Annotated in this window: 11 protein-coding genes; 5 read left to right on the top strand and 6 right to left on the bottom strand. The window is 60.0% G+C overall.

The genetic code is table 11. The features are described 5' to 3' along the window. Positions 1–4: 4 nt before the first annotated feature. The gene (locus ACXYMP_RS09610) at positions 5–898 is read left to right on the top strand and encodes a TIM barrel protein (RefSeq protein WP_458905912.1); all 894 of its coding nucleotides are present in this window, start codon (positions 5–7) and stop codon (positions 896–898) included. A 12-nt stretch (positions 899–910) separates the two neighbouring features. Continuing rightward, positions 911–2,044: a Gfo/Idh/MocA family protein gene (locus ACXYMP_RS09605; protein ID WP_298565264.1), complete on the top strand. Its 1,134-nt coding sequence runs from the start codon at positions 911–913 to the stop codon at positions 2,042–2,044. Here ACXYMP_RS09605 and ACXYMP_RS09600 read toward each other — a convergent pair. Further along, positions 2,041–3,045, bottom strand: a complete 1,005-nt coding sequence (locus ACXYMP_RS09600) for a LacI family DNA-binding transcriptional regulator (RefSeq protein WP_458905909.1) — start codon at positions 3,043–3,045, stop codon at positions 2,041–2,043. The genes ACXYMP_RS09605 and ACXYMP_RS09600 overlap by 4 nt on opposite strands. A 186-nt stretch (positions 3,046–3,231) precedes the next feature. Here ACXYMP_RS09600 and ACXYMP_RS09595 point away from each other — a divergent pair, with 186 nt between their 5' ends. The 3 genes from ACXYMP_RS09595 (at position 3,232) to ACXYMP_RS09585 (ending at position 6,184) form a co-directional block, all read left to right on the top strand. Further along, entirely contained in the window at positions 3,232–4,182 is a 951-nt protein-coding gene (locus ACXYMP_RS09595) for a sugar ABC transporter substrate-binding protein (RefSeq protein ID WP_298565269.1), read from the top strand. Positions 4,183–4,272: 90 nt separating this feature from the next. Next, positions 4,273–5,394 carry an ABC transporter permease gene (locus ACXYMP_RS09590; protein WP_298565271.1) on the top strand — a complete coding sequence of 374 codons (1,122 nt, stop codon included), beginning with the start codon at positions 4,273–4,275 and terminating at the stop codon, positions 5,392–5,394. A 1-nt stretch (position 5,395) separates the two neighbouring features. Then, positions 5,396–6,184 carry an ATP-binding cassette domain-containing protein gene (locus tag ACXYMP_RS09585; protein WP_298565273.1) on the top strand — a complete coding sequence of 263 codons (789 nt, stop codon included), beginning with the start codon at positions 5,396–5,398 and terminating at the stop codon, positions 6,182–6,184. Between the two features lie 63 nt (positions 6,185–6,247). On the opposite strand, the gene ACXYMP_RS09580 is transcribed toward ACXYMP_RS09585, so the two are convergent. Genes ACXYMP_RS09580 through ACXYMP_RS09560 form a run of 5 tightly spaced genes read right to left on the bottom strand, consistent with a single transcriptional unit; the run spans position 6,248 to position 12,584 of the window. Next, a complete protein-coding gene (locus tag ACXYMP_RS09580) occupies positions 6,248–7,447 on the bottom strand; it encodes a catalase family protein (RefSeq protein ID WP_458905906.1) in 1,200 nt (399 codons plus the stop codon). A gap of 9 nt (positions 7,448–7,456) precedes the next feature. Next, positions 7,457–8,962 (bottom strand): Dyp-type peroxidase, encoded by a 1,506-nt coding sequence (locus ACXYMP_RS09575; RefSeq protein WP_458905904.1) that lies wholly within the window; start codon positions 8,960–8,962, stop codon positions 7,457–7,459. Then, on the bottom strand, positions 8,959–10,260 hold the full coding sequence (locus ACXYMP_RS09570) for a hypothetical protein (RefSeq protein ID WP_458905902.1): 1,302 nt from the start codon (positions 10,258–10,260) through the stop codon (positions 8,959–8,961). The genes ACXYMP_RS09575 and ACXYMP_RS09570 overlap by 4 nt, the downstream gene beginning before the upstream one ends. Before the next feature lie 7 nt (positions 10,261–10,267). Beyond that, positions 10,268–10,711 carry a hypothetical protein gene (locus ACXYMP_RS09565; RefSeq protein ID WP_458905900.1) on the bottom strand — a complete coding sequence of 148 codons (444 nt, stop codon included), beginning with the start codon at positions 10,709–10,711 and terminating at the stop codon, positions 10,268–10,270. Then, positions 10,701–12,584: a GMC family oxidoreductase gene (locus tag ACXYMP_RS09560; RefSeq protein WP_458905898.1), complete on the bottom strand. Its 1,884-nt coding sequence runs from the start codon at positions 12,582–12,584 to the stop codon at positions 10,701–10,703. The genes ACXYMP_RS09565 and ACXYMP_RS09560 overlap by 11 nt, the downstream gene beginning before the upstream one ends. Positions 12,585–12,589 lie beyond the last annotated feature (5 nt).

Raw genomic sequence — 12,589 nt, 5'->3', positions numbered from 1 at the left:
TTGGATGACAATCAGAATTGGCAATGCGCCCTGTTCCTGGGGCGTAGAATTTGCGCAAGACCCGCGCAATCCCAGCTGGCAATCGGTCCTCAAGGACTGCGCTGCAGCGGGTTATAAGGGCATTGAACTGGGGCCTGTGGGCTTCATGCCCGAAGACCCTGCCGTGCTTGGCGAGGCGTTGGTGAAGCATGAACTGGAGCTGATCGGCGGCGTGGTATTCCGCGCCTATCACGACCCTGACGCTTGGGAAGACGTGCTAGACGCAACGCACCGCACCGCGCGCGCATTGAAGGCGCATGGGGCGGAGCATCTTGTGCTGATCGATTCAATATCGCCACGCCGTGCGCCGACGGCGGGTCGCGCTGACATGGCCGAACAGATGGACAAGGCTGAATGGACAGCCTATCGCGACCGCATCGCAGAAAGCGCGCGGATTGGGGCCGAGGAATATGGGCTGACGGTCGGCATCCACGCCCATGCCGCAGGCTTCATGGATTTCGAACCAGAGCTGGAACGGCTGCTGGATGAAGTGGATGAGAAGATCCTGAAGATCTGCTTCGACACAGGGCACCATTCTTATGCCGGTTTTGACCCGGTGGCGTTCATGAAACGCCACATGGATCGCATCTCGTATATGCACTTCAAGGATATTGATCCAAATGTGAAAGCCGACGTGATCGAGAAGCGCACCGGGTTCTATGACGCCTGCGGGCAGGGGATTTTCTGCAATCTGGGCGACGGCGACGTAGACTTCCCAGCGGTGCGGCAAGTGTTGCTGGATGCTGGGTTCCAAGGTTGGTGCACGGTCGAACAGGACTGCGACCCAACGCTTGATCCCGACCCGGTGGGTGATGCGCGGATCAATCGCGAATACCTTGAATCTATTGGCTTTAGTTGAGGAAATCATCTCATGGCAAAACTGAAATGGGGCATGATTGGCGGCGGTGAAGGCAGCCAGATTGGACCGGCGCATCGCCTTGGTGCGCAGGCGGATGGGCTGTTTGAACTTGCCGCCGGTGCGTTGGATCATCGCCCCGATGTGGGGCGCGATTATGCGCAACGTCTGGGCGTGGCTGCGGACCGCGCATATGGCAACTGGCAGGAAATGCTGGCGGGTGAGAAAGACCGCGAAGACCGCGTTGATCTGGTCACTGTGGCAACGCCCAACGCGACGCATTTCGAGATCACAAAAGCCTTTCTTGAGGGTGGGTTCAACGTGCTGTGCGAAAAGCCGATGACCATGAGCGTGGACGAGGGCGAAGAGATCGTCCGCGTGGCCCAGGCGACCGGGAAAATCTGCGCCGTGAACTACTGCTACTCCGCCTATCCGATGGTCCGCCAAGCGCGCGCGATGGTGCGTGCAGGCGAGCTCGGCAAGGTGCGTCTGGTCGTTACGAATTTCAGCCACGGTCATCACGGCGACGCGACTGACGCGGACAATCCGAGGGTGCGCTGGCGCTATGATCCGGCGATGGCGGGCGTGTCCGGGCAGTTTGCCGATTGCGGCATCCACGCAATGCACATGGCCGGGTTCATTTGTGACGATGAGGTCGAAAGACTGTCGGCCGATTTCGCCTCGACCATTGCCAGCCGCGAATTGGAAGATGACGCGATGGTCAATTTCCGCATGGCTGGTGGCACGGTTGGGCGGCTGTGGACGTCGTCGGTTGCGATCGGGCGTCAGCATGGGTTTGATATTCAGGTGTTTGGCGAAACTGGTGGTCTGCGCTGGGCGTCGGAGCAGCCCAACCAGTTGATTTATACACCTGTCGGGGGCCGCACTCAGATCATCGAAAAAGGCGAGGGTGGATTGCATGAAGAGGCGCAACGCCTGTCGCGCGTGGCAATCGCCCATCCCGAAGGCTTCCCGCTGGCTGTGGCAAACATCTATTGCGATCTGGCTGATGCGATCCGGGGCGAAACCCGCGATGGGCTGCCCAATGCGTCCGACGGCGTGCGGTCAATGGCGGCCGTGCATGCGGCTGTGGCCTCGGCGAAGGCTGACGGCGCGTGGCTGGACGCGCGTCCACCAATGTTTCGCTAGGATTTGAGGACGGGGCGCAGGGTGCCCCGTTCAACCACAGAACACGGGAAAATCCGCGCCTCGGGATACCGGTCGGGTTCGTCCAGCATCGCGACCATCAGTTCGATGGAGGAGGTCACAATCTGACGGATCGGTTGATGGATCGTGGTCAGGTTGATGTTCTCCCATTGGGCCATTTCCATGTCGTTCAGACCGATGATGCCGATGTCGTCAGGGACCGACAGGCCGCTGTCGATCACGGCAGACAGCGCCCCGATTGACAAAACATCGTCACCGCAGAAATAGGCCTGTGCTGGCGTGTCTTTCAGAAGCCGCAACATCTCGCGCCGACCTGCGTCAAAGGAATAGGCATCGGCATAGGAAAAGCTGGTGCGGATACCCGGATGGGTCGACATTTCCGTCATGAAACCGGACAGCCGGTCTTGCGTCGATGTCGCACTTTCCGGCCCGCCCAGAAAGGCCACGTGATCATAGCCACGGTCGACCAGGCAGCGTGCCGCCATGCGACCACATTCGAAGTTGTCGATGCCAACCACATGCACCTGCGGCGCGGACGAATACCTGCCAAAGGAATGCACCACCGGCACGCCTGCATCACGAAATGCCTTGGCGAAGCCCGGAGGAAGGGTGGACGAGGCAACGACCACCCCATCGACCGAGTATTGGCGCAGCATGCGGACCGATTGTTCCGGGTCGACCTCGTCGGTCAGATTGACCAGCAGGGGGCGCAGCCCGCGGTCCTGCAGGCCCCGTGTGAACAGGTCGAACACCTGCAGAAAGATCGGGTTGTGAAAGTTGTTGGACACCAAGCCAATCAGCTTTGTGCGCCCGGTTGTCAGCGACGACGCCAGCGCATTCGGGCTGTAGCCCAGCTCGCGCGCGGCCTTTTCGACCTTGCGCCGCATCTTGTCGGACACCGACGCCCCGTTGGTGAAGGTGCGTGACACCGCCGAGCGGGAAACCCCGGCGCGTTCTGCAACCTCTTTCAACGTGACGGCCATGCATTGCATCCCAGGAAATTCTTGTTTCGAACCTTTTATCTGGTTTTCCAGACAGGTGCAGCATGAAATACCCCAACCCTTTTTGCAACCGGTTGCAAAAATGCGCCAGATGTGCTTTACCTTGAGTCGGAGAGGCGGGGAGGACCGCCCTTTCGCCTAAAGACGGTGAACTTCTGGGAGGAAAACATGACTTCACTGATGAAAAAACTGGTGCTGGCTTCTGCCGTTGCCGCAGCGCCACTGATGGCTGCCACAAGCGCCTACGCGGACGGAGAGAAATACATTCTGGTCAGCCACGCGCCGGACAGTGACAGCTGGTGGAACACGATCAAGAACGGCATCGCCTTGGCTGGTGAGCAAATGGGCGTCGATGTCGAATACCGTAACCCGCCAACAGGTGATCTGGCCGATATGGCGCGGATCATCGAACAGGCCGCAGCGTCCGGTCCGAACGGGATTATTACGACTCTGGCCGACTACGACGTGCTCAGCGGCCCGATCAAAGCGGCTGTCGACAGTGGCGTGGACGTGATCATCATGAACACGGGCACCCCTGATCAGGCCCGCGAAGTCGGCGCCCTGATGTATGTCGGCCAGCCGGAATACGACGCAGGTCTTGCGGCTGGTGTTCGTGCAAAAGGTGACGGTGTGGGCAGCTTTCTGTGTGTGAACCACTACATCGTGCAACCGTCGTCGCAAGAACGGTGTCAGGGCTTTGCTGACGGTCTGGGCATCGAACTGGGCGACCAGATGATCGACGCCGGGCAAGACCCCGCCGAGATCAAGAACCGTGTGCTGGCCTATCTGTCGGCCAACCCGGACACTGACGCGGTGCTGACGCTCGGACCGACCTCGGCGGACCCGACATTGCTGGCGTTAGAAGAAAACGGCATGGCCGGTGACATCTATTTCGGCACGTTCGATCTGGGCGGAGAAATTGTCAAAGGCATCAAGTCTGGTGTGATCCAATGGGGCATCGACCAACAGCCCTTCCTGCAGGCCTATCTGCCGGTCGTGGTGATGACCAACTATCACCGGTATGGCGTGCTGCCGGGCAACAACATCAACTCGGGCCCCGGTTTCGTGACCGCGGACGGGCTGACCAAGATCGAGGAATACGCGGGCGAATACCGCTAATCTTCTGTCCACACGGGCGGCCAGAGCATTTTGGCCGCCCTTTTTGTCTCTTGAAACATCATGTCCTGACCAAGGACGTATGAGGCCACCATGTCCAACGCACCAATTCCATCGGTTGTCGACGAACGGATCAAGACCCGTTCCAGATTCCGCGAAGCCATGATCCGCCCCGAGCTGGGCGGCATCGTCGGCACAATTGCCGTGTTCACCTTCTTTCTGCTGTTCGCCTTCGATAGTGGCATGTTCAACAGCCAAGGGATCATGAACTGGTCGATCGTGTCGGCGCAATTCATGATCATCGCCGTGGGGGCGTGCCTGTTGATGATCGCGGGGGAGTTCGACCTGTCGGTCGGTTCGATGATCGGCTTTGCGGGCATGTTGATCGCGATCTTCTCGGTCACGATGGGCTGGCCGGTCTGGATGGCGATCTTGGTAACCTTCGCCATCTGTATCGCCATTGGGGGTTTGAATGGTTTTATCGTCGTGCGCACAGGGCTTCCCAGCTTTATCGTGACGCTGGCCTTCCTGTTCATTCTGCGCGGCTTTGCGATTTTTCTGCCGCAACAGATCGAGCGTAAGACAATCATTGGCGGCATCAAGGATGTGGCCGAAGGCGATTGGCTGGCGGCCGTATTTGGCGGAAAGATTTTGGGGGGCATGTTCAACTGGCTGGGCGATGCAGGTCTGATCGCCACATTCGAGCGTGGCACCCGCAAGGGGCAACCGGTCGTCGATGGCATCCCCATGCTGATCATTTGGGCCATCATTCTGGTTATCCTGGGCCATGTTCTGCTGACCAAGACGCGTTTCGGAAACTGGATTTTCGCGGCTGGCGGCGACGCAGAGGCAGCCCGCAACTCGGGTGTGCCGGTCAATAAGGTCAAAGTCAGCATGTTCATGTTCACCGCATTTTGCGCCTGTGTTTTCGCAACTTGTCAGGTGATGGAGTTTGGCTCTGCCGGGTCCGATCGGGGTCTTCTGAAGGAATTCGAAGCGATCATCGCTGTGGTCATCGGGGGCGCGTTGTTGACGGGCGGCTATGGCTCGGTTCTGGGGGCGGCGCTTGGCGCGCTGATCTTCGGCGTGGTGCAGCAGGGCCTGTTCTTTGCCGGGGTCGAAAGCAGTCTGTTCCGTGTATTTCTTGGTGTGATCTTGCTGTTTGCCGTGATCCTAAACACCTATATCCGTCGCATCATCACAGGGGAGCGTTGATATGAATCCCGAACACGCACCAATCATCCAGATGAAGAATATCGAAAAGCACTTCGGGTCTGTCATCGCGCTTGCCGGTGTCTCGCTGGATGTGTTTCCCGGTGAATGCCATTGCCTTCTGGGCGATAACGGCGCTGGCAAATCGACCTTCATCAAGACCATGTCCGGCGTGCATCAACCCACCAAAGGCGAAATCCTGTTCGAAGGTCACCCAATGCATTTTGCCGACCCGCGCGATGCAATATCGGCCGGGATCGCTACGGTGCACCAGCACTTGGCGATGATCCCGCTGATGTCGGTCAGTCGCAACTTTTTCATGGGCAACGAGCCGGTGAAAAAAGTTGGCCCCTTGAATTTCTTCGATCACGACTATGCCAACCAAGTGACCATGGATGAGATGAGCAAGATGGGCATCAACCTGCGCGGACCGGATCAGGCCGTGGGCACGTTGTCTGGCGGTGAACGTCAGACCGTGGCGATTGCCCGCGCGGTCCATTTCGGCGCCAAGGTGCTGATCTTGGATGAACCGACATCAGCCCTTGGGGTGCGCCAAACCGCGAATGTTCTGGCCACCGTCGCAAAGGTTCGCAAGCAAGGCATCGCCGTGGTGTTCATCACCCACAACGTGCGCCATGCGATGGCCGTGGGCGACCGCTTTACCGTTCTGAACCGTGGTCAGACACTGGGCACCGCACAGCGCGGTCAGATCACCCCCGAAGAGCTTCAGGACCTGATGGCAGGCGGGCAGGAACTGGTTGCCTTGGAGGGCAGCTTGGGCGGCACAGTCTAAGGGGAAAGACATTGAGCGACCCTCCCGCTGGTGAACGCACCGGCGGGACGGTCGCTTTTGTGCTCACTCAAACACCTCATCTCCGGTCGGCTCGATATGGTCGACCTTGTTCATGTGCTGCCTGAACCGCGCCAATTCCTGATACATCCGCCTGCGCGCGCGGCTTTGATTGCCCAAGGGCCGGTGCGCGGGCAGGGAATGCCACGGGTTGATCCTCATGTTGCGTGCAAACGCCATTTGCGCAGGTTTTTCAAATACTTGCATTGGTATGCGAATGCGCGCGACGGGGATCCATGGCGAAAGCTCCTCGGGCCAGAGCACCGAGGCGTCCTCGATCGGCATCAGGTGAGGGTCGGTTTGGATCTGCACGACCATGTCGAACTCGACCGGTTTTTCGCGCAAGGTTTTGGCCATGTTGTCACGCAGGTAATTGGGTGGCACGCGGCCAAACGGCACGCCGGGGATGTCCATGGGAACGTCGGTGCGCGGCACATAGGAATAGAGCATCGCCTGACCTTCACCCATCAGATAGGGCACACAGCTATAATACCTGTGGCCAAGCGGGTTATATTGCGTCTCGTTCCAAAGCCCCTGCATCAGCATATCAAGCACATGGTTGTCCAAGGGATTGAGGAAATACCAAAGTGGTTCGTCAATCGTGCTCCAATATTGCAGCTTGGCGTTTTCACGGGCGTTTGGGGTGACGAAGGTGGGTGTCACGACGGCGGGCCAGTCTTGCGTGAATTTTTCCTCGTCCATCAGTTTCGGGCCGGGCACATCCATGACTTTGACCGACATCGACCCGAAGCCCACGTCGCGAATATCCTCGGGCACGTCCGGCCCCGGTCCGGCGTATCGGATATAGGCGGGATATTCCCGTTCGGTCGCAAACACCCCGTGGCGCAGATGGTCGGGCAGGTCGGGCAGCACGGTGAATGTGGCTTTGACCAACCCGTGCGTCTTGGTGTTGCCGCCGCGTTCATACGCGCCGGGCTGGAAGTGCAGGTTCATCTGCTCGCGCATCTCGTCGATGATGGTTTGCAGCGCTTCCTCTTCCCAATCAAAGATTTTCTCTTCCGCCAATTCCAGCCCAAAGTCGTCGCGCTTGCGGTTCTTGAGCCGTTGGATCAATCGCGCCAGCGGGTCGCGGACCAGCGCGTTCAGGCGGCGGCGAAAGAACGGCTCTAACCGCCGTTCGATATGTAAGCCAACCTGCGTCGCACGGTGGATCAGACGGCGGATCGGGATCAGGATCGAGCGCATTCGGGTCTCCTATCTGCCATGGCGGGCAATGAATTGCAGGGCGCGCAAACCGGGCAGGAAAAAATAGCCGCCGCCTTTTACGGTTACGAATTGCGGCAGGGGCGTGTGGCGCTCGTCGATCCCGTCGGCTTTCTGGATCGAGAACCCGTCGCTTGCGACCCCGCTGACCGGCGTGCGACCGCCAAGCAGGGGGTCGGCCTCCCCGGTCAGTCCGTTGAACTTGGGCGAGGCGATCCACGCGTTCTGAACAAACTCGAACTGCCGGACCAGATCGGCGCACAGGCAGATAAACAACAGCCCGCAATCGTCGGTTTTGGCGTCATTTTTCACTGCATCCCCGGGCGTCAATTTCGGGCCATAGACCCGCCCGCGCCGCACCAACCGGTGAAATCTGGTCGAGGCAACCAGGTCATGCCGCCCCGGCAGTTTATCGCGCCGCCTGCGGAACCCCAATGTGCTGAGCAACCAGCCAATGCGCCCCTCAAGCTGGTGCGGGTGGTCGCCGGTGCGGGGATTGGCGCGGCGGATATGCGCGCCAAGGGGGCATGACACGCCGTTAACATCGTCCTCATAAGTGAAGTCATTGCTACGCGGCGACCCATCGATATCGTGGCGGCCGTGGATCAAGGGGGTGCCATCCCGTTCGCGCCCGACCATCTTGGCGGCCAGTGCGTCGCGGCGTGTTGGGTCCCCCTCGCTGGCCGCGTCCATGTAGCGCCAGAACCCCGGCACATCCTGCGCCAATTGGCGAAACACCAGATAGCTGCCGTTGCGCCCCAGATCACGCAGATCTGGCGCGTCGGGGGCTTGAGCCAGTACGTCGCGACCCGGCACGCGTGCGTCAAGCAATGGCGAGCCCGAGCGCGCGTTGTATTCGTTGCGGTGCCCCAAGATGACCTCGCCGGGTGAGATCAGGTTGCTGTAATCCTCACGCCCGTGTTTTGACGGCGGATGTGTGTTTTTCCAATCGACCTTTGGCTCGGAAATCCCGTCACGGAAGCCGAATGGTTCGATCCCTTCATTTGGACGGGTGGGAAAGCTCTGGACCAGATCGAACGCTGCGTTGAATTTAGGGCTTAGAACCTCTTTTCTCCAATCCTCCAAACCACCATTGCGCGCATAGAGCATGACCAGCAGGTGCGCGTTCGCCCCGTCCCAGGCCCAGTTTTCGGGCGCATTCTGCCCCGTGTCGCCAAGCCGGCGTGACCGGCTATCCTCGCCCGCCATGCCCGACAGAAACGGCTGGGCGAAGCCTGAAGTGGCATTGTCTGACAGGCCAAACGCCGACAGGCCTGCGGCTGTGAAAGCGACTTGCAGGGCGGTGTCGGGGGGGCTGTCCAGCGTCTTCGCTGATGTCACCGGGGCGGTGCGCAACCACTCGCCTGCCGCCGCGGGGTCTTTGACGGTGCACAAGATGAACTCCGCCTCGACCAATGCGCCATGGCCGAACCGGATCAGCCCTTGCATGTCGTCAAATTCGACGGGATCAGAGGGTATGTTGGGCGTTTTGCTCATATCTTCGACAACCAGTTGCGCAGGGCCTTCGCGCCATTGGGGCGCTTTTCAAGGCCTTTGCGGATTTCACTGTTGCGTGCCATGTCGCGCGCGGTCAGGCCGGGATAGGCTTTGTACCAGACCTGTGTGGGCAGTTGACGATTGCGCAAGTAGCGCTTGAACTTGTCCTCTTGTTCCGCGCCGCCCTTGATCAGAAAGCGCGTCGAAGGGTAGCCAACGCCGTTTGAAAAGACGAGGTTCAAGCCCCACGCGACCTTGTTCACAAAATCATCCATGTAGCTTTCCACCGCCCCGTCATAATTGCTGCAAAATATCACCCGGCGTTTGCCGTCCAAAAAAACCCAGCGCGCAAAATGGATGGTCTGCACGCGGGTCAGATAGCCGCGCCCAAAGATATGGCGGGCTGAATAGTTGACCAGATACAGCGCTGCGGTCGCGATCATCCGCCGGTACGGGCCGGGCTTCACATCACCAAAGGCGGAAAACGGGTTGGTCACATCATGGTCTTCATAGCGGCCCAAATCGGCGATGCGGGCGTCGGCTGGACGGGGAAGGATCTCTGGGTCCGAACGCTCGTGCATACGCAGGCGGATCACGAAAAACGGCAGAGCCAGCAGCAAAAGAGGGGAGATCATCAACAAGATCAGCGGCAAGCTGATCAGGTCAATCCAGTTGGCCAACCTCTCGCGCAGTGTTGTGCGCGCAGGCGGGGTCAGGTGAAGCACGCCACTGGCTCTCTCGCGGCGCACATAATCGACCAAACGCTCGTGGATTTCGAAAGGGTCTGCTGACCCTTGTGCGTTCACCACGTTCGCCAGTTCGTCATGCAAGGCGGCGGCCAAAGCGGCTTCCTCGTGGACCTGACGCACCGTGCGACCGCGCGTGTTGATGTAATTGGCAGACTCTCTGACGTTATGGTCTTCCATCCAGCGCAAAAGATCTGTGCCTTGGTCTACGCCCTCGCAATGACTGAAAACCTCCATCAACCCATCGGCACAGTGGACCATCAGTTCTTTCAAAAACGTTTGCCGATCCCCGTCAACATCACCAAGAAAGGCAAGCTGCATCGGATACGGCTGCGGTTCCTGACCATAGGCTTCGATATCGCGCCATGTGTTCGCCTCGACCAGAAAGAAGCGCGCGACATGCAGCTGGTCGAACCTGCCAAAAGGCACAAGCGCGTTTTCGGGATCAGCGAGGCCTGGCTTCAGGGTCATGCTGTGCAGCAGCGACTCCAATTCTTCTGCCCGGCCTTCCGCGACCGGGGCGAGGATGAAGAATGTGTCTTGCTGCGTCATTGGGGCCTCAGGTTTCCGCGTTGAAATCAAGGGCGAAGTCGATCAGCCGCGTGTCGTCCCAATAGACCTTGCCCAGATACATGCCCGGCCCGATCTGGCGGATCTCATCGCGGATCCACTGGGCGACGATCGAGGTGTCGGAATAATCCAGCACGATACATTCCTTGCCGTCCAGCCAGCTTTTATCCTTATAGACTTTGGCCAGAATGGCGTTCAGCCCGAAGGGCAGGATGCGGTTTTTCAGCACGCATTTCTCGGCGTCAAACACCTTGCCTTGCCACGCGAACCCGTTGATGAAGCGCGAAATCAGCGGTGTGAACCGGGTGCCCGGCGCGATGATCGCGGTGCCCTCGGCCTCGCCATCAGGAATTTCACCGGCATTGGACACGGTGAACAGCGCGTCCAACGCGTCCTGCTCCATGTCCATCAGGGTATCAATATCATATTTCATGCAACATATCCTCGCTTTGGGGTTGGGACTGCGCGTCTTCCAGCACCATGTCGGCGGCTTTCTCGCCGATCATGTAGACGGCGGACGCGATGAAAAATCCGGGGATTTCGGGAAAGACGGACGCATCGGCGATCCGCAACCCCTTGGTGCCGTGCACCTGCAAACGGCTGTCCAGAACGCCGCCCTGATCCGCCGGGCCAATGGGGCAGGAGCAGGACGCATGATGGCCCCAGCAATTGTCGCGCACGAATTGCGCGATTTGTGCGTCGGTTTGCACCTCCGGGCCGGGCGTATCCTCGGCGGCGATACGTCCGTCCTCGTGTAGCGGCGCGCAGAGCTTTCGCACGAATTTGACGCCCTCGACCACGGCGGACAGGTCTTCTTCGCCACCTTCCGCGAAATAGTTGAAGTCGATCACCGGCCTGTCGCGAGGATCGTTGGACGCCAACCGGACACGACCCGCCCGGTTCAACGTATGCGCCTTCAGAACGGCCCAACTTATGTGGTTCTTGCTGCGCGCCAGATCGGCCGCATAACCGGGATAATACCCGTTGAACTTGCCCAAAAGCGCCATGCAGAACAGGTCTGGCACCGCCTGAGCCTCGGACGAGCGCCGGATGACCGCCAGAGCAGCCCCGTTGGTGGCATAAAGGCCGTCGCCACGGTCTTTCCACGTCTTCCACAATGGGTCGCCGACCTCATAGCGGCAGTCAGCCATGCACTCCCACGTGTCGAAATTCATCCGGTTCACCACGGTGACTTCATAACGGTCCTGGAGCGAGCGCCCGACACCCGGCAGCGCCACCTTGGGCGTGATCCCGTGGGGGGCAAGCTCATCGGGGTCGCCAATGCCAGACAGCATCAAAAGCTGGGGCGTGTTGAAGGCACCGCCGGCCAGAATGACCTCTCGCGCTGCGTGGGCATGTCGGGGTTCGCCCAGTGCGGTGCTTGGGTCGGCATGGGCGCGGTAAAGCCGGGCACCTTTCAGATATTCGACCCCGACCGCGCGATTGTCATCGTCCAGAAGCACCTTGGTGGCCAGCGCGTCGAGCTCGACGGTCAGCCGGTCAGGGTGTCGCTGCGCCACGTCCAGAACCCGTTCGCGCGACCCGATGCGCACGCCGTTGCGCGTGGTCAGCGGTGTATAAACCATTCCGTCCGCATCATCGTTGATCCGGTCACGGTCGTTGGGGTCTGCGGCGCTGTTGGCAAGCCAGCGCAGGCGTTGCAGGACGTCACCTCCCACCCCCAGCATCTCGCGCAGAGACGTGCGCACAACGTTCATGATGTCGTCATCCCTGAGGGCCGCGCGCGGGATGGCCTTCTCGGTCGAAAGCCAACCAGCGAAACCGTGGCCTGTCCGATCAATGCCGATCGCGTTCAATATGCGCTGCACGGGCCGGTGCCGACAGTTTTCCAGCTTCTGAAAGGTCTTGTGCATGGCCTCGGGCGACCAGCTTTCATCGCCGGTCAGGTCCGCGATACGCTGCCAATCGGAGTGATGCGGGTAGACGAAGATCATCGCATTATGGGCCGTGCAGCCCCCCAACGTGCCCGCGCGCGGATACAGCACGCCGTCGGGTCCGGATTTGGGGTCGTGGGCCTGCGCATCAGCATCCGCATAGTGGCTGACATGGAAATCCCACCTGATCGCCGCGTTCTCGCTCGCGAACGGATGGAAGGCGGGCACGTCATAATCGTCGGGCAGGCGGTTCGCGGCCTCGTCCATGCCGCGCACGCCACCATTCAGGGATCGCGGGTCGCCACCGGCTTCCAACAACAGCACGCGCATCCCGCCCTCGGCCAGCCGCGCGGCAGCGGTTCCCCCGCCGGCGCCAGAGCCGACGACAATGTAGTCATAGGTTGGCTCCACCGTTC

Source organism: Aliiroseovarius sp. CAU 1755, from assembly GCF_054482655.1.
This window is presented reverse-complemented; position numbering and strand designations above follow the sequence as displayed.